The sequence below is a fragment of the Pseudomonas sp. BSw22131 genome (genome assembly GCF_026810445.1).
Taxonomy (GTDB): Bacteria; Pseudomonadota; Gammaproteobacteria; order Pseudomonadales; family Pseudomonadaceae; genus Aquipseudomonas; species Aquipseudomonas huanghezhanensis.
Genome location: NZ_CP113949.1, coordinates 4,831,698 through 4,848,255, shown reverse-complemented (window position 1 = coordinate 4,848,255; position 16,558 = coordinate 4,831,698). Strand labels below are relative to the sequence as shown.

Annotated in this window: 14 protein-coding genes and 2 pseudogenes; 3 read left to right on the top strand and 13 right to left on the bottom strand. The window is 58.3% G+C overall.

All coding sequences use genetic code 11. The features are described 5' to 3' along the window. Nucleotides 1–18 precede the first annotated feature (18 nt). From OYW20_RS21860 to OYW20_RS21845, 5 genes and pseudogenes are all read right to left on the bottom strand, one after another. The gene (locus OYW20_RS21860; RefSeq protein WP_268797985.1) at nt 19–810 is read right to left on the bottom strand and encodes a substrate-binding domain-containing protein; all 792 of its coding nucleotides are present in this window, start codon (nt 808–810) and stop codon (nt 19–21) included. A 287-nt stretch (nt 811–1,097) separates the two neighbouring features. Next, nucleotides 1,098–1,691: pseudogene (locus tag OYW20_RS26390) on the bottom strand (methyl-accepting chemotaxis protein); the annotation flags it as partial. Between the two features lie 309 nt (nt 1,692–2,000). Then, nucleotides 2,001–2,942, bottom strand: a pseudogene (locus OYW20_RS26385) (methyl-accepting chemotaxis protein); the annotation flags it as partial. A gap of 281 nt (nt 2,943–3,223) precedes the next feature. After that, nucleotides 3,224–4,462, bottom strand: coding sequence for a TIGR03862 family flavoprotein (locus tag OYW20_RS21850; protein WP_268797983.1), 1,239 nt, complete (start codon nt 4,460–4,462; stop codon nt 3,224–3,226). Nucleotides 4,463–4,694: 232 nt separating this feature from the next. Next, complete coding sequence (locus tag OYW20_RS21845) at nt 4,695–5,612, bottom strand: histone deacetylase family protein (RefSeq protein WP_268797982.1); 918 nt, start codon at nt 5,610–5,612, stop codon at nt 4,695–4,697. Nucleotides 5,613–5,735: 123 nt separating this feature from the next. Here OYW20_RS21845 and OYW20_RS21840 point away from each other — a divergent pair, with 123 nt between their 5' ends. The 3 genes from OYW20_RS21840 (at nt 5,736) to OYW20_RS21830 (ending at nt 7,925) form a co-directional block, all read left to right on the top strand. Next, nucleotides 5,736–6,299, top strand: coding sequence for a GNAT family N-acetyltransferase (locus tag OYW20_RS21840; RefSeq protein ID WP_268797981.1), 564 nt, complete (start codon nt 5,736–5,738; stop codon nt 6,297–6,299). Nucleotides 6,300–6,444: 145 nt separating this feature from the next. Further along, nucleotides 6,445–7,314 (top strand): acyl-CoA thioesterase II, encoded by an 870-nt coding sequence (gene tesB, locus OYW20_RS21835; protein WP_268797980.1) that lies wholly within the window; start codon nt 6,445–6,447, stop codon nt 7,312–7,314. Continuing rightward, complete coding sequence (locus tag OYW20_RS21830) at nt 7,311–7,925, top strand: HAD family hydrolase (protein ID WP_268797979.1); 615 nt, start codon at nt 7,311–7,313, stop codon at nt 7,923–7,925. The genes tesB and OYW20_RS21830 overlap by 4 nt, the downstream gene beginning before the upstream one ends. A gap of 92 nt (nt 7,926–8,017) precedes the next feature. Here the strand turns inward: OYW20_RS21830 and OYW20_RS21825 are convergent, their stop codons facing one another. The 8 genes from OYW20_RS21825 to OYW20_RS21790 all read right to left on the bottom strand — a co-directional run bounded on the left by OYW20_RS21825 (nt 8,018) and on the right by OYW20_RS21790 (nt 16,538). Then, complete coding sequence (locus OYW20_RS21825) at nt 8,018–9,007, bottom strand: alpha/beta hydrolase (protein ID WP_268797978.1); 990 nt, start codon at nt 9,005–9,007, stop codon at nt 8,018–8,020. Nucleotides 9,008–9,011: 4 nt separating this feature from the next. Further along, on the bottom strand, nt 9,012–9,899 hold the full coding sequence (gene ypfJ, locus OYW20_RS21820) for a KPN_02809 family neutral zinc metallopeptidase (RefSeq protein ID WP_268797977.1): 888 nt from the start codon (nt 9,897–9,899) through the stop codon (nt 9,012–9,014). Nucleotides 9,900–10,327: 428 nt separating this feature from the next. After that, complete coding sequence (locus OYW20_RS21815) at nt 10,328–11,089, bottom strand: hypothetical protein (RefSeq protein ID WP_268797976.1); 762 nt, start codon at nt 11,087–11,089, stop codon at nt 10,328–10,330. Nucleotides 11,090–11,847: 758 nt separating this feature from the next. Further along, nucleotides 11,848–12,813 (bottom strand): hypothetical protein, encoded by a 966-nt coding sequence (locus OYW20_RS21810; RefSeq protein WP_268797975.1) that lies wholly within the window; start codon nt 12,811–12,813, stop codon nt 11,848–11,850. Between the two features lie 10 nt (nt 12,814–12,823). Further along, on the bottom strand, nt 12,824–13,312 hold the full coding sequence (locus tag OYW20_RS21805) for an Hcp family type VI secretion system effector (RefSeq protein WP_268797974.1): 489 nt from the start codon (nt 13,310–13,312) through the stop codon (nt 12,824–12,826). A 162-nt stretch (nt 13,313–13,474) separates the two neighbouring features. Then, entirely contained in the window at nt 13,475–14,410 is a 936-nt protein-coding gene (locus tag OYW20_RS21800; RefSeq protein ID WP_268797973.1) for a LysR family transcriptional regulator, read from the bottom strand. Nucleotides 14,411–14,481: 71 nt separating this feature from the next. Then, the gene (locus OYW20_RS21795) at nt 14,482–16,008 is read right to left on the bottom strand and encodes a tripartite tricarboxylate transporter permease (RefSeq protein ID WP_268797972.1); all 1,527 of its coding nucleotides are present in this window, start codon (nt 16,006–16,008) and stop codon (nt 14,482–14,484) included. After that, on the bottom strand, nt 16,005–16,538 hold the full coding sequence (locus OYW20_RS21790) for a tripartite tricarboxylate transporter TctB family protein (protein ID WP_268797971.1): 534 nt from the start codon (nt 16,536–16,538) through the stop codon (nt 16,005–16,007). The genes OYW20_RS21795 and OYW20_RS21790 overlap by 4 nt, the downstream gene beginning before the upstream one ends. Between the last annotated feature and the right edge of the window lie 20 nt (nt 16,539–16,558).

Genomic DNA, 16,558 nt, shown 5'->3' with positions numbered 1-16,558 from the left:
CGAACCGCGGTCCGGGTTTTACTTGGCGATTGGATCTAGCCCGCTGTTTTTAATCGCCGGTGCTGCTGCGCCTGATCCCAAAAAGTCGACAAGTGCCTTGGCCTGCTCCGGGTGTTTGCTCTGGCTGACGACGCCTGCCGAGTAAAGGGTCATCTGCTGAGCCTGATCTGGGATCAGACCGATAATGTCGATGCCCTCTACCGGCTTCAATTCGCTCAATTGCTGAAAGCCTATTTCTGCCTCGCCCCGCGCAACGGATTCTCCCACCGGAAGCGCCGCGATCATCTGGCTCCTGTCCTTGATGCGGTCGGCGATGTGCATCTGATTGAACAGCACACGTGACAGGTAAACCCCGCTGGCGCTGTCGGAATAAGCGATGCTTTTGGCGTTTAACAGGGTTTGCTTGAACGCCTCCATGGTGCTGATATCAGGCTTCGGCGCGCCGTGACGGACAGCCATGGCGATGTAGGACTTACCAATGTCCACGCGGGTTTTTGGGTCGACTTGACCATCCTTGATTAACTTGTCCAGCGCAGAACTCACCATCAGCACCACGTCGGCAGGTTCGCGGCGCGCCAACCGATTGGGGATTGTCTGCGGCGTCGCGCCCATGGACGGCGCAGCTTCGGCCAGCAGCTTGACGCCAACGCGCTGTTCGTAATCCGGGGTGATGGCTTGGAAAGCGCTCATGACACCGCCCGAGCTGAGCACGATCAGTTGCACGGGAGCGGGGGTGGCGACGGCTTTGGCGAAGGCAGCAGGCGCGAAACCGATGGCAGCGGACAACAACAGCGGAATGATTTTTTTCACGAATATGAACCTGACAATGATGAAGATGATTCTAAAAATGAAGACAAAGACGAGCGCGGGCAGTATGTGGCAAATGGGCGACGAGTAAATCCCTTAATTGTCTGACCAGGGCGGTATGCGTTGGGGGAGGCGTTGAAAGCTGTATCGGGGAGGATTTTCTAAAAGGCGACGCGCCTGCGCAATCCCCCAAAAGAATTAGCCAATCGGGAGCAAGTCAGAAAAAGCGCTGAGGGATAAAGCGGGGAAACCTGCACCGGGCCTGTCGAGGCCCGGAGACGGGTGTTTGATCAGACCTTGAAGTGGCTGACCAGCATCTGCAATTGATTGCCCAGGCGGGCAAGTTCGACGCTTGAGGCGGCGGTTTCTTCGCTGGCGGCAGCGGTCTGTTCAGACACGTCGCGCACGTTGATGATGCTTCGGCTGATTTCATCTGCCACAGAGCTTTGTTGCTCCGCAGCGGCGGCAATCTGCTGGTTCATCGCCTGAATGTTGGACACGGTCAGGGTAATGCTTTCCAGCGACGAGCCTGCCTTGCGAGTCAACTGGACGCTGCTGTCGGTCAGTGTCCGGCTGCTTAACATGATATCGGAGACTTGGCGGGTGCCGTTTTGCAAGCCGGCAACCAAGCCTTCGATCTCTTCGGTCGATTGCTGGGTCCGCTGGGCAAGGCCCCGAACCTCATCGGCCACCACCGCAAAGCCACGACCGGCTTCGCCAGCGCGTGCGGCCTCAATGGCTGCGTTGAGCGCCAACAGATTGGTTTGCTGGGCGACTGCCTTGATAACGTCCATGACTTTGCCAATCTTGTCGCTTTCCTGCTCCAGCAGGGTCATCGCTTCTGAAGAACGACCCACTTCTGCGGCCAGCTTTTCGATCTGTGCGATGGCCTCACCGACCACTTTGTCACCTTCGCGGGCCTGTTGATCCGCTGCCGATGCAGCAACCGACGCCTGCTCGGCGTTGCGCGCAACCTCCTGCACGGTGGCGGTCATCTCGTGCATCGCGGTGGCCACCTGATCAGTCTCGACCTTCTGGCTGTTAACCCCGGCGCTGGTCTGTTCGGTCACGGCCGACAGCTCTTCGGCGGCGCTGGCGATTTGCGTCACGCTGTCACGAATGCCGCCAATCAGCTCGCGCAAGGTGGCCCCCATCCGCTGAATGCCTTGCTGCAATACGCCGAGTTCGTCGCGGCGGGTAACAACCATGGAATGCGACAGATCGCCGGAAGCAATGCGGTCTACCACAGCCAGTGTTTCTTGAAGTGGGCGAGTGATCTGTCGAGTAATGATCAACGCCGCCAAAGCACCGAAGATCAGCGCCAGCAAGGTGCCGGCAATCTGCATGGTCCGTGCGCTGCTGCTATCGGCGTCGCGCAGGTTCTTTTGGATGTCGTGCAGCCCTGCGTTGAGTTTGACGATGGCGCTGCCTTGATCGGTCATTTCGGTGCGCGCCGCAACGATCTGAGCGTTGGCCGTCTGGAAGCCCTGCACCGAAGTGCGGTAGGCAAGCAGTGCCGATTCCAGCTGTTTGATCCGGTCAGTCTGTGTATCGGAAAAAGCAGCGCTGAGCGGAGCGATGTCCTTGATCGCGGTGCCGAGCTGGAGCATCGCCGCTTCTTCGGTCTTGGCGTTCGGGCTGGCGGTGTAGCCGCGCACTTCGTAACGGACCAGCATCAAGTCTTCTTTGGCCTTGAGGATGGCCTGATACTTCGCGAAACGCTGTTCGTCGGTCGGATCAAGGCGCAGGACGTCATCGTTGATCGCTGCGATCAGCTCAGCAGCCTTGAGCGCGTTCACGCCCATCTCGGCCCGAACGGTGGCGCTGACGCGGTACCCTTCCCGCATTCTGCTGAAGGATGTCTGATAGCTCGCGATCTGTTCCGACAAAGCGGTCAACGTCTTCACGTTGAGCGGGTTGGAGAAACTTGATTGCAGCGATTGTTGCTGGTTTTTGTAACCGTCCATCGCGGTCTGCACGGTTTGCGCGGCAGTGTCGTCACCATTGGTGAGCATGTATTGCAGGCGTGCCACACGCAGTTTGGTCAGTTGTTCGCTGAGGTCCGAGATGTCGTTCATCCGGTCACTGCGGTCGATCAGGCTTGCCAGGCTGGTCCAGCCAGTGAGTGCCAGCATGGCCGTGAAAACCAGCACGATGCCGAATCCCAATGCCAGTTTCATGTTGACGCTGATGTTTGCAAACCAGCTTTTCATCTAAACCTCCGGAACGTCTATTTGCCAATCGTTACGCTGGAAGTTTTTCTTGTTAGTGCCAGCAACAGGATCATGTAGCCCTTGCTATCGGCTGGCTGGGTGATATCTGAATGAGTGTGCCGGCAAATAAATCTCGATGTTTCGGAACTTTCGAATTGACCGCCTCGCCGGACATACACCGTGTTGATCATTGCTGGATAGGGTCAGCCACGACGTAGCCATTGCGCTATGCCCAAGCCTGCCGTTCGACCGCTGGCCATGCATGCTGTCAGCAGATAGCCGCCGGTGGGCGCTTCCCAGTCGATCATTTCTCCTGCGCAAAACACGCCGGGCAGGGCGTTCAGCATGAGTTGCGGGTTCATGGCTTCAAACCTCACACCCCCGGCGGTGCTGATGGCTTCATCGATGGGGCGGGGCTTGATCAGCGTCAGCGGCAGCGCCTTGATCGCCTGCGCCAGCCGCGTCGGGTCGTCGAACGCTTCCCGAGGTGCCAACTCGCGCAACAAAGCGGCTTTGACGCCATCAATGTTGAGCTGACTGTGCAGGTGCTTGGACATGGAGCGCGAGCCGCGCGGTTTGCTCAGGGCCTTTTGTACGTCGCCGAGCGCTTTGCCAGGCAGCATATCGATCTCAACGGTGGCAGAACCCTGTTGGTTGATAGCCTCACGAATCTGCGCAGACAACGCGTAAATCAAGCTGCCTTCGATGCCTGTTTCAGTGAGCACACATTCGCCCAGTCGCAGGGTTTGCCCCTCCAGGCCGATGGCGATGTTTTTCAGCGGAGCGCCACCGAACTTGCTGCGCATCAGCTCGCTCCATGCCGTCACTTCGAAACCACAGTTGGCAGCTTGCAACGCTGCGATCTCTACGCCTTGCGCCTGCAGCAGTTGGACCCAGGTGCCGTCAGAACCTAGCCTGGACCAACTGGCCCCGCCCAATGCCAGTAATGTCGCCGCAGGTTTATGGGCTGATTCACTTTCGGCGTGTGCGATACGCAGACTGCCGTCGGCATTCCATCCAAGCCAGCGATGCCGGGTGTGGATAACCACGCCGCTCTCGCGCAAACGCTTGAGCCAGGCACGCAGCAGTGGCGCGGCTTTCATGTCGGTGGGGAATACCCGGCCCGAGGTGCCAACGAAGGTTTCAATGCCCAAGCCATGAATCCACTCACACAGCGCGTCTGCACCAAACCCCCGCAGCAACGGGGCGATCATGGGGGCGCGTTCGGCATAGCGCGACACGAACGCGGGGTAAGCCTCCGAGTGGGTGATGTTCATGCCGCCCACGCCTGCCAGCAGAAATTTACGCCCCACCGAAGGCATGCCGTCATACACCTCAACACTGAAACCTGCCTGGCTCAGCACTTCAGCCGCCATCAAGCCAGCGGGGCCGCCACCGATAATGGCTACTGATTGAGCGGAGGAGGGGGTTTTTGAGGTCATGGCACACGCGGCGTGGTGGGTGAGGCCGCGCATTCTACCGGACGCGTACGGCAAACGAGCCACCTGTGGACAACTATTGAGCAAAAAACGTACAGCGCTCGCCAGGCCACGGGGAACATGAGGTGCGCAGCGTTGCGCTCAGGTTATCCACAGGCGGCTCCACAGCGGTTGTGGGTAACGTGGCTGGCCTGGCGGCGCTGGGCAATCGTGCCGCACTTGCTAGAACGGGCTGCTACAACCCCTCAGACACCCACACTCGTTGCGCACTGTGATGCAAAATCCCGTGACGCCGCGCCAGCGCCTGGCGGTCCTTGCTGTAACCGCCGCCGATTACGCCCATCACCGGGATGCCGCGCGCCAGACAATGGCGCAGGACTGATTCGTCCCGTCTGGCCACCCCTTCGTCGGTAAGCTTCAGATAGCCAAGCGCGTCATCTTTGTGCACGTCCACACCTGCGTCATACAGCACCAGATCCGGCTTATAAAACGGCAGCAGGTAATTGAGCGTGTCGTCTACGACGGTCAGATAAGCCTCGTCGCCCATGCCCATCGGCAGCGGGATATCCCAGTCGCTTTGCGCCTTGCGCGCCGGGAAGTTTTTCTCGCAGTGCAGCGAGACCGTGATCGCGTCTTCGGTACCGGCAAGAATGCGGGCGGTGCCGTCGCCCTGATGCACATCGCAGTCAAAAATCAGCACCCGGCCCACGCGCCCGCTTTCCAGCAGGTATCGGCTGATTACTGCCAGATCATTGAAAATGCAAAATCCGGCCGGGTAGTCGTAATGCGCGTGATGCGTGCCCCCGGCCAGATGACAGGCCAGCCCATGCTGCAGCGCTTTCTCTGCGGTTAGCAGCGAACCACCGACAGCGCGAACGGTTCTGCGGGCGAGGTCCTCGCTCCACGGCAGGCCGAGTCGGCGCTGATGCTCGCGGGACAGATCGCCGTCCATGTACCTGCGGATATAGGCAGGGTCATGTGCGAGCGCAAGAATGTCGTCAGGACAAATCTGCGGACGAAACAATTGAGCATCCGTGGTCACGCCGCTGTCGATAAGGTGGTCGTGCAGCAAACGGAACTTGTCCATCGGAAAGCGATGATCAGCCGGGAACGCCGGGCTGTAGTCTTCGTGGTAGATGAGCGGCAGGGTCATTTTGTTTATGAGTGCGAGTCGAAGGCGGATCTTGCCAGCATTGTCTGGCGCCGCACAGCCTTAAACGCTGTGCCGGGCGCGGCACTGGTGAGTCAATGACGGGCTGGGGAAGGGAGATGTTCGATGGAACCGATAGTCGAGCTCAACAGCGCGCGTCTGTTGATGCGGCAGTGGCGAGATGATGATTTGCCAGCGTTCGCGCAGATGTGTGCTGATCCACAGGTGATGAAATTTTTTCCAGCGCCCTTGAGCCGCCTCGAAAGCGCCAAGCTGATCGGGCGTGTGCGCGGGCATTTTGCCGAGTACGGCTTCGGACTGTGGGCGCTGGAGCGTAAGGACACCGGTGAGTTCATCGGTTTCACGGGGCTGTGTGTGGTGGGCTTTGATGCGCACTTCACGCCGGCGGTTGAAATCGGCTGGCGTCTGGCCCGTGAGCACTGGGGGTTGGGATTTGCCAGCGAAGCGGCGTGGACCGCCATGGGCTGTGGTTTTGAGCACCTTGATCTCGACGAAATCGTCTCGTTCACGGCGGTGAGCAATCTGCCGTCGCAGAAGGTCATGCAGGCGATTGGCATGCACCACAACCCTGACGATGACTTCCTCCACCCTAATGTGGCGCAAGCCCACCCGCTTAAACCTCACGTGTTATACCGGATCAGTCGTCAACAATGGCTGGCCACGCTGTAGTCGCGAACAACGTCATGCTGCTTGGGAATCGGCCTACAAACCCCTGTATCATTTCGCTCAACCCGCCGTGCGAACGACGCGGACCGCCGCCACTGACTGTGCGCGGCGTTGTTTTATGCGGGATATTTTTGATGAGGAGCCCTGAATGAGCCATATGCTGGATGATCTGGTGTCGCTGTTAAGCCTTGAACCGATCGAAGAAAACCTCTTTCGCGGGCGTAGCCAGGACCTGGGTTTTCGCCAGCTGTTCGGCGGTCAGGTGTTGGGCCAGTCATTATCGGCCGCCAGTCAGACGGTCGAAGATGCGCGACATGTCCATTCACTGCACGGCTACTTTCTGCGCCCTGGCGATGCGTTGTTGCCTGTGGTTTATCAGGTTGACCGTGTGCGTGACGGCGGTAGTTTCAGCACGCGTCGCGTCACGGCCATTCAGAAGGGCCATCCTATTTTCACGTGCAGCGCCTCTTTTCAATATGACGAGCAGGGCTTTGATCATCAAAGCCAGATGCCCGATGTGGTCGGACCTGAAAACCTGCCATCGGAACTTGAACTGATGCGCCAGCGAGAACACCTGATCCCGGCGCACATGAAAGACAAGCTGCTGTGCCCCAAGCCCATCGAGTTTCGCCCGGTGACAGAGTCCGACCCCTATAACCCTGAACCTGGCGATCCGGTGAAGTACATCTGGTTTCGCGCCGATGGCACGTTGCCGGACATCCCCGCGCTACACAAATACCTGCTCGCCTACGCGTCGGACTTCAATCTGCTGACAACTTCGTTGCTGCCGCACGGCAAAACGGTCTGGCAGAAGGACATGCAAATCGCCAGTCTCGATCATTCGTTGTGGTTTCACGCGGACCTGCGTGCCGATGAATGGCTGCTGTATGTGATGGACAGCCCATGGGCGGGTAATTCCCGAGGGTTCTCGCGTGGCAGTGTTTACGACCGTGCGGGGCGTTTAGTCGCCTCGGTCAGCCAGGAAGGTCTCATTCGTCATCGTAAGGATTGGGTATGAGCCTGACGCATCTGCGCCACTGGGTGTTCGACATGGACGGCACGCTGACACTCGCCGTGCATGATTTTGAGGCGATCAAACGGGCCCTGGATATCCCTCTGGCAGACGATATTCTGACCTACCTTGCTGCGCTGCCCGCCGAGGAAAGTGCCGCCAAGCACGCGTGGTTGCTCGAGCATGAGCGCGATCTGGCAATCGCTTCAAAACCCGCGCCGGGCGCCGTTGAGTTGGTGCGCGCGCTGGCGTCGCGTGGTATCAGGCTGGGCATTCTGACGCGCAATGCTCGCGAACTGGCGCATGTGACCCTTGCGGCTATCGGCCTGGCGGATTGCTTTGCGGTCGAGGATGTTCTGGGCCGTGACGAAGCGCCGCACAAGCCTGATCCCGGTGGTCTGCTGAAGCTCGCCAGCGCCTGGAATGTCGATCCATCGCAGATGGTAATGGTCGGTGATTACCGCTTCGATCTCGCCTGCGGTCGTGCGGCGGGGACCCAGACGGTGTTGGTCAACCTGCCGGAAAACCCATGGCCGGAATTGACCGACTGGCACGTCGAAGACTGCGCAGCGCTGTTGGCGCTGCTCGACGCGCCGCCTGCATCTGGCTGTCTGTAGGCGCGAATTCATTCGCGTGGCGGCCTGCACGCTGAGGCCGTCTCGCCAACAAGTTGGCCCCTACAGAGCTATGTTGGCTGACGTGCTGGTGTCTAAAACGGTTTAAACAGTGCGGCTTGTCCTTCCGGCGAGGTGAACATCTCGTCGCCGTTATGCCCCACGCCGGGCACTTCAACCAACCGCTGGTTCAGCCCTTCCGGGTGGCGTTTGGTGAGGTAGTCGAAATAGTTTTTGCCACGCGCCAGACGGAATGGCCCTTGAGCCTCGGCACCGCAGTCCTTGTCCAGCGCTGGATGATTGGGGTCGATGTCCTTCTCACCCAGCAAGTACGTGATGTCGCGCTTGACGTAGGCCGCTTCCAGTTCCGCTGCTGTGTCCTTCTCGGCGTAAGCGGGCAGCTTATTCATCCCGTATTTCCAGGTGTCGAAAGTCGGGCAACTGGTCGCATCAACGGGCCGTGGACGCTGAGCATCGAAATACGCATAGGACGACGGATTAGCAATCACATAACGCAGACGGATGCCTTCCTTCTTCATCAGCGCATCTTCTCGGCCACCGATCAATGCATAGCGTTGCACCACCTGCGCGCCACCGGAGTGCCCGGCGATCACAATTTCCTTCAGATTGGGGAACAGCTTGCTGTCGCTCAAGCGCTTGAGAATGTGATCGATCACCACGAACGAACTGACCGCTTTGGCGCCCTGGGATTTATCGCCCGCCATCCAGTCATTGGCGTGCCAGCGCAGCACAGTGTCCGGCAAATGGTGCGCAGTCACGTCCTTCTCATCGAGAAACTGCGGCGCGATCAACAGCGTTTTAGGCCGCTGGTGCGACTGATTTGCCGCGCGCTCCACACTGCGCAAATACGTCTGGGCGTTGCGCAGTTGACCGTGAAAAACAATGACGACCCTCTGGATCTGAGGGCTGGGGCGCGTCCAGCTTTGGCTCAGGCCCAGGGTTGCCTGGCTGGTGCCATTGATCAACAGCCGATCCGGGCTGATGGATTTGACCGCCTGATCCGCAGCATGAGCTGTGATGCTCATCAGGGAACCCAACAACAGGATCGAAAGCGGTTTCATCATGTGATCAGAGGCTCTTGGCGGCGAATGTATCGCATTGGTTTATTTGACCCTGGGCGAAGCCGGTCTTGAACCAGCGAACACGTTGGGCGGACGATCCGTGAGTGAATGAGTCCGGCACGACACGGCCTTGGCTTTGTTGCTGCAAATGGTCGTCGCCAATGGCGTTCGCCGCGTTCAGCGCCTCTTCAATATCGCCGGGTTCAAGCCAGTTCAAACGCTTCTGCGCATTGAATGCCCAGACACCGGCAAGGCAGTCAGCCTGCAACTCCTGGCGCACCAGCAGACCGTTATCGCCTTCCATGCGTTGGCCACGCTGACGCGCTGCCTGCACTTTATCCGAAACACCCAGTAACGTCTGCACATGGTGCCCCACTTCATGCGCGATCACGTACGCCTGAGCGAAATCTCCACTGGCCTTGAAGCGCTGTGACATTTCGCGGAAGAACTCCATATCCAGATAAACGCGCTGATCAGCCGGGCAGTAAAACGGGCCACTGGCCGAGGACGCAAAGCCGCAGGCGGACTGCACCTGGCCGCGGAACAGAATCAAAGTCGGATTTTTGTACTGGCGCCCGGCCTGTTGAAAGATCTGGCCCCACGTATCTTCGGTGTCGCCGAGAATCGCCCGGACAAAATCCGCTTGCTCATCATTAGCCGGGGGCGCTTGTCGGGTTTGCGGGTCGACCGCAGTGGACTGACCCGTTTGCCCGGTGATCTGCCCGAGAATCTGCATAGGGTCCTGGCCGGTCAACAACCCAAACGCGACGATGATCACAATCCCGCCAATGCCCAGCCCCTTGCCACCGATGCGCATCCCACCGCCGCCGCCACCGCCCGTGTCATCGCGCGCATCGACGACGTTGTCACTGCGACGTCCTTTTTTCCATAGCATGTGGGAATCCTCTTTGTTGATGTAAGGAGTGTCGCTGTAGAGAGCGGCGGCTGCCAGACCGGTCGTCTGCCGGACTGCCGGGTACGGGGAATCATCGGGACGTAAGAGCCAATGTGTGCAGGTTGGTTCGGTTTTTTATCCTCCGATGCGCGGCGTGCTCAATTTAAAGCCCGCCGAAGCGGGCATTTGCCAAAAGATCAGGGCGTTGCTTCAGAGGCAGAAGGGCGCCTGAGGTCGCCACTCGTGAAGACACTCACCGAATACCTCACCGCCAGTTTCGCCTACAGCACTTTTGTCGAATGTGTCGATCGATCCGGCAACGATTCCGCAGCCAAGTGCGCCCGGACCTTGGGTGGGCGTTGCAAACACTGCAACGCAAATGCCCGCCTGCGCAGGGGACTGGTGTTCGCCGAGGTAGTAGTCGGCTGCTAGCGAGCTGCCCGATGTAGCACGGCGCATGCCGGTGGCGCGTTCAGCGTCGTCGGGAAGCCCGGTGGAACATGCCACTTTGAGCGCAGACACTGCGGTAGTCTGTTCAGCCCCGTCCCGATTGTCGTGCCTTTCTTCAGCCAGTGAGCGGCTCTGGCCACACCACCGATGGTTTTGACATAGCCCTGGAGTTCGCCAGTGTGCAGGTAACTTTTCGTCGAAGTCCCGAGCATCTTTTTGATCGACTGTGAGTTGTTTAAATCCGCCCCCCAACACGCGATGCCCTGAAGCTGTTGATCCAGCGTGGTAAACAGCGCGCGACGCTGGTTGATGAAAGTCTGGCGGGCAATGGAAGTGCCGTTGACGAGAGAAAGTTTATGCAGCCGCTCAGTGTCTTCGAGTGTCTTTTTCACCTCGGCGAGGTGTTTGTCCCAGCGTCCGGTTGCCGCGCCAACGCCGATGGCGCTGTAGCCCATCACTTGCTGCAACAGGTCGTAGTGTCTGATGACATGGCCGTCGCCGCCCGCAACGTCGTTGGCCAGTTGATGACGAACATGACTGGCCAGTCTCATCAGTTCGATCTCTTCGGCAGACGGGGGTCGCTTGGAGTAATCACTGACAATGACGAGTTGTCCCGGGATCACCACGTCGTTCTTGATGTGTCCGTTGATCGCATCGAATCGCGCATTGCCTCCCAGTCGGGTTTTCAACGTGATGTAGGTCTGTAGATGGTCATTGATAAAGGCATAAGGCTTTTTCATGGCAGGCCGCCGATGTCGACAAGGCGTATTGCCGATGTGACGTTGAACGCAATCTGTCCCGTAAATGCCATGTTCCAAGTCCTTTGATGGTTAACGTGCCATCAAGGATATGGAATGCCCCGGGCTGTTATCAGTCGCTGTCGGGCCATCTGAGCGCTTTCAGAAATGCCCTACAGTTGATTCGCTTTTGGCCTACATAGCGTTCCCGAATGGAGGGTGATCCAGGGGAAAAAATAGGTCCGTTGCGCTGAACACTGGCAATTTTCAAGCGCATTTTGTCCCGGTAATTTCCTTCCTCAACGTGATCTGGTGTCGTAACGATGGTGATTAGAATGGAGGCCAGTATTAAGCGATTTTTTATAAAAATATGGGTTTCAGTTTTATGAAATTGAGTGGATGTCAGCAAATTTTTATATAAATAGCCCCTATCCCGATACCATTAACCTGGAGATGAAAGTAAGCACAGCGGACCTGATTTTTTAAGCTTTTCGGTATAAGGGCGATAGTGTCGTTTCCGAATTCCCCGCGGCGGATAAGGGTTTTCTGAAATATGATTGCCAGCGCTATGTTATTTAGCCTTAGCAGTTTTCCAAGGAAACCCTCTCCGAATCTACTGCGGCACTTTGGTGCCCATTGTGTGTTTTTGAAAATGTGCTCAAGAACTTCCAGTTTCTTTATCTGCAAATATTTCAAGAACCCTAAGTTTATTGTGATGCTTGTGAATAGGATCATGACCCACCCTACATCGTCTAAAGAGGTCAATTGCTTGACCACTCATACAGTTTTTCGCCGACAAGTTCTCCTCCGGTTTCGCCAGCCCTTCCGCCTATGTAAGCTCCAGCTGCCCCGACAACGATTCCGCACGCGAGGGCGCCTGGTCCTCCCGTCGCTGCCCCTAGAACAATAATGCACGTGCCTGTGGCGACATAGGCTGCAGCCGCACCCCCAGCAATTCCCAAACCAATGCCTAAAACTAACTTGCTACCTTCGACATAGATTGACTTCTCACAGATATCGTTACGCCCAATCGAACAAGCCTCGGTAATTTCAAGCGAGGTCGACATCATATTTAACGCGATGCCTATCCCCGTGCCTTTGTTCAGCATCCTTACCGCTTTCGCCACCCCGTCAATCCGCTTCGCATACCCCTGTATCTCGCCCGTGTGCAAATAGCTTTTGGTGGACAGGCCCAGCATCTTTCGGATCGATCCGCCATTCTTCAAACCCGTGCCCCAGCGGGCAATGCCGGCCAGTTGTGCGTCGAGTTTCTTGAACAAGGCACTGCGCTGATTGATGAACGCCTGACGGGCGATAGGCGTGCCTCTGGCGAGGGACAGTTTGTACAGCCGCTCGATGTCCTCCAGTGTGTTTTTTACGCCATCAAGGTGCTTGCCCCAACTGCCTGTCGCGGCGCCAATGCCGATTGAGCCATAGCCCAATACCTGTTGAAGCAGGTCGTAATTACGGATGATTTGACCGTCGGCGCCTGCAAGGTTGTTGGTGAGTTTGAGGCGTACGTTTTGCGCCAGCTTCATGAGTTCGATTTCCTCCTCACACAGAGAAGTTGTCGAGTAATCGCCGACGATCACAATTTGACCGGGCATGACTACTACGTTGTGGATGTGCGCATTGAGCACATCGAACTTCCCATTACCGGCCAGGCGCGTCTTGAGCGTGGCGTAGGCCTGCATTTCGTTGTTGATGAACGCATACGGCTTTTTCATGCTCGCCTCATCAGCTATAGCGCTTGTTGCCGATACGGTCCCACCCGCCGCTCACATTGCCCGCTGCGCTGCCGTCCGATCTTTTCTGCTGGGTATAAACGACATTGATCCGCCCGAAATTGACCTGGACGTGCTCCAGAGGCTCACCACTCTCTCCGCTCTGGGAGAAGTCGGAGATGATGACTTCTTCAAGTTTGACCTCGTAATACTTGAGCTTTTCTCCGCCAGCTCGATGCAGCGACAGTGTCAGCTCTTTAATGTGCTCGCCCGCGCAACTGGCTTCGAACAGTCGGGCACTGGACGTGTCGAGGCGTTTGGAGAATGTGAAATCGGTGAGGTTGGCGCGCCCTGATCCAGCGCCCCCTGAAGAGCTGGCGGTGGCTGAAGTGCTCTGACTGACGCCAAAGTTGTAGGCGACAATTTCTATCCAGTCCTTATGCCTCTCGTCCAGGGACTCGCCCGCGATGCCGTCGATTTTGATGAATCCATCAAATGCCATGTTCCGATCCTTGATAGGTAAGAGGCCATCAAGGATAGGGAAGTGCGTAAAAGGTGTATGTGATTGAGGCGGGGAGTTTTGGCGTTTTCAGACCGGTCCTACACGCAGATTCTCGCGGACCTACGGAGCATTCCCACCCTCGAATAAAATGCCTTCAGGTGATCACATGGGTTGTTCGGCCTTCACCGAATTCATGAACGCCTGCATCGCCGAAGACTGTATCCGGTGGCGGCGGGTGATCAGGCCGTAGGGAGGCAGGCGCGCCTCGAAGCTGATCGGCAGCACCGTCAGCAACTCACGGCCTGGATAGTCTTCGACCACTGAAACCGGCGTGACACCGAGCATGTCGGTCTGCTGCACGAGGGACAACAAGGTCATGATCGAGGTGGTTTCGACGATGCTGCTGGGGATATCGACCCGGGCATTGTGAAACACCTGATTGATGATCGCGCGCATGGGGCTGGGGTGTTGCTGCAACACCCAGGTCTCGTTCTGTAGCGTGGCCCAGCTCAGATCGGAGGCCTTGGCCAGCGGGTTTTGTGCTCCGGCGATCACGCACAGCGCCTCTTCACCCAGGCTGTCGAACAGCAACTCTTCGGCTCTTGCACCAGCGGGAATCCGCCCCAGTACCACGTCCAGTTGATCCTGTAACAAGGCCTGAACCAGCACGTCGCTGGTGTCGACCTGGATGCTCATGGACAAGCGCGGGTGGCTCTTCTTCAGCGTGGCGATGGTGCGGGTCAAAAGCCCGGAAGCCAGCGCAGGAATGGCCCCGACTGCCACGCGTCCCAGATTGCCGGACTCCAGCGCCACCAGCTCCTCGCGCATCCCGCTGAGTTCGGCGAAGACCATGCGTGCGTAATAAATGACGGTTTCACCGAACGGCGTGGCCCGCATCCCGCGCGGCAGACGCTCGAACAGCTCGACGCCGAGCAAATCCTCGGCTTCGTGCAGCATCTTGGTCGCGGCGGGTTGGGTCATGCCGATGTTGTCCGCGGCGCGGCGCAATGACCCCAACTCCTGCAATGCCAGCATCAGTCGCAGCTGACGCAGCCGCAGGCGGCTGTGAATCACGTTGGCGGCAGGAATTCGGGTCATGGGGCTCGCTCGCAATAAAGTCTGCGGCGAGCCTGACAAGAAATCCTGAGCGTTGCCAGCCCTGCGTGAGATCACAGTGTTTTGGGCCTGGAAGCATGACGGTTGCGCCAGCCGAAGAGGGCGCCAAGGCCACTGGAAATCAGTGGCCAGAACAACATCAGCAGCGCGGCAGTGGTCAGGCTGCCCACCAGTGGGTTGGACCAGAAAATGCCCAATTGACCATCGGAAAACAGCATCGACTGGCGGAACGCGTCCTCAGCCTTGTCGCCCAGCACAGCGGCCAGCACCAGCGGCGCAATCGGATACCCCAGTTTCTTGAACAGGTAGCCCAGGGCGCCAAAGCCCAGCATCAACAGCACGTCAAACATCGAGTTGTGCACCGAGTACGCGCCAATCGCACACACCATGATGATGATCGGGGCGATGATCGAGAACGGAATGCGCAGGATCGAGGCAAACAGCGGCACGGTCGCCAGCACCACGATCAGGCTGACGACGTTGCCCAGATACATGCTGGCGATCAGGCCCCACACAAAATCATGCTGCTCGACAAACAGCGTCGGGCCGGGGTGCAGGCCCCAGATCATCAATCCGCCGAGCATGACGGCTGCCGTGGCCGAGCCGGGAATACCCAGCGTCAGCATCGGCAGCAAGGCGCTGGTGCCAGCGGCGTGATCCGCAGTCTCCGGGGCGATCACGCCTTCGAGTTCGCCTTTGCCAAAGTTGTCGCGATTCTTCGAGAAGCGTCGCGCGATGCTGTAGCTCATGAACGATGCCGCTGTAGGACCGCCCGGCGTGACGCCCATCCAGCAGCCGACAATCTTGCTGCGCAGAATGGTGAACCAGTAGCGCGGCAGCTTGGCCCAGGTCCGCAGGATCACCATTGGCGTGATGCGCGCATGTTCGCCGCGAAACACCAGCCCCTCTTCGACAGTGCACAGAATTTCTCCGATCCCGAACAGACCGATCACCGCGACTTCGAAACTGATCCCGGTCATCAGCACTGGTTGGTCGAACGTCAGCCGCAGATTGCCGGACACGGTGTCCATGCCGACTGCCGCCATGGCGAAGCCGATCATCATCGCGACTACGGTTTTCAGCGGCGGGTTTTTGCTCATGCCGATGAACGTGCAGAAGGCCAGCAGGTACACCGCGAAGAACTCCGGCGAACTGAAGGTCATGGCGAAGGCCGCGATGCGCGTGGAAAGAAAAGTCAGCAGTAACACGCCCGCCAGCGCACCGATCAACGCGGAGCTGAACGCGGCCGTCAGCGCCTCGGCAGCCCGGCCTTCGCGGGCCATGGGGTAGCCGTCGAACGTGGTGGCTACCGATGACGGCTCACCGGGAATGTTGAACAAAATCGAGGTGATCGAGCCGCCAAACAGTGCCCCCCAGTACATGCAGGACAACAGAATGATCGCTGACACCGGGGACATGGTAAACGTCAGTGGAAGCAACAGGGCCACGCCATTTGGCGCGCCGAGGCCGGGCAGTACGCCCACCAGAATGCCCAGCAGCACGCCGATCACCATCAAGCCAATGTGGCCGGGCGTGAGAATCAGGTTCATGCCTTGCAGCAGGGAATCGAACTCGCTCATCGCATTGATCTCCCGGCCATGGTCAGCAGATCATCCAGCGGGCCTGCGTCCAGCGGCACCTTGAACCACAAGGCGAAGATCAGGTAACTGGCCAGCACTGCTCCCCCGGACACACCGCCGATCATCCATTTGCCGTAGGGTTTTGCGCGGACCTTGTCCCGCCACATGAACCACGCAATGAACACCGCCGACGCGACGTAGATCCCGGTGAACGGCATGACGCAGACGAACAGCGCAATCGGGATGAACACCGACAGCACCTGTTTGAACTGGCTGCGGCTGACGAAACTGATGCTCAAAGGTTTCCATCGCACCAGCGTCAGCACGGCATTGGCCAGGCTCGCCGTACTCAGCAGCAACCCGATGTAGAACGGGAAATAACCGGGCTCCGGGCCAGAGTCGCCCCAGCCGATGCCTTGTTCGAGGCTGCCGAACATCACCACGGCGCCGATCAACACAGTGAAAGCGGCAAGGCCGAGCTCGACGACGCCTGTTTTTACCAGCGAGTCCGATTGAGAAGAATGAGACATGAGTCACCTCCAGAAGGTGG

What these genes read in the sequence shown, in the direction of transcription:
- OYW20_RS21850 (WP_268797983.1), bottom strand. Translation starts at nt 4,462, where the DNA reads ATGACCTCAAAAACCCCCTCCTCCGCTCAATCAGTAGCCATTATCGGT.
- OYW20_RS21845 (WP_268797982.1), bottom strand. Translation starts at nt 5,612, where the DNA reads ATGACCCTGCCGCTCATCTACCACGAAGACTACAGCCCGGCGTTCCCG.
- OYW20_RS21840 (WP_268797981.1), top strand. Translation starts at nt 5,736, where the DNA reads ATGGAACCGATAGTCGAGCTCAACAGCGCGCGTCTGTTGATGCGGCAG.
- tesB (WP_268797980.1), top strand. Translation starts at nt 6,445, where the DNA reads ATGAGCCATATGCTGGATGATCTGGTGTCGCTGTTAAGCCTTGAACCG.
- OYW20_RS21830 (WP_268797979.1), top strand. Translation starts at nt 7,311, where the DNA reads ATGAGCCTGACGCATCTGCGCCACTGGGTGTTCGACATGGACGGCACG.
- OYW20_RS21825 (WP_268797978.1), bottom strand. Translation starts at nt 9,007, where the DNA reads ATGATGAAACCGCTTTCGATCCTGTTGTTGGGTTCCCTGATGAGCATC.
- ypfJ (WP_268797977.1), bottom strand. Translation starts at nt 9,899, where the DNA reads ATGCTATGGAAAAAAGGACGTCGCAGTGACAACGTCGTCGATGCGCGC.
- OYW20_RS21815 (WP_268797976.1), bottom strand. Translation starts at nt 11,089, where the DNA reads ATGAAAAAGCCTTATGCCTTTATCAATGACCATCTACAGACCTACATC.
- OYW20_RS21810 (WP_268797975.1), bottom strand. Translation starts at nt 12,813, where the DNA reads ATGAAAAAGCCGTATGCGTTCATCAACAACGAAATGCAGGCCTACGCC.
- OYW20_RS21805 (WP_268797974.1), bottom strand. Translation starts at nt 13,312, where the DNA reads ATGGCATTTGATGGATTCATCAAAATCGACGGCATCGCGGGCGAGTCC.
- OYW20_RS21800 (WP_268797973.1), bottom strand. Translation starts at nt 14,410, where the DNA reads ATGACCCGAATTCCTGCCGCCAACGTGATTCACAGCCGCCTGCGGCTG.
- OYW20_RS21795 (WP_268797972.1), bottom strand. Translation starts at nt 16,008, where the DNA reads ATGAGCGAGTTCGATTCCCTGCTGCAAGGCATGAACCTGATTCTCACG.
- OYW20_RS21790 (WP_268797971.1), bottom strand. Translation starts at nt 16,538, where the DNA reads ATGTCTCATTCTTCTCAATCGGACTCGCTGGTAAAAACAGGCGTCGTC.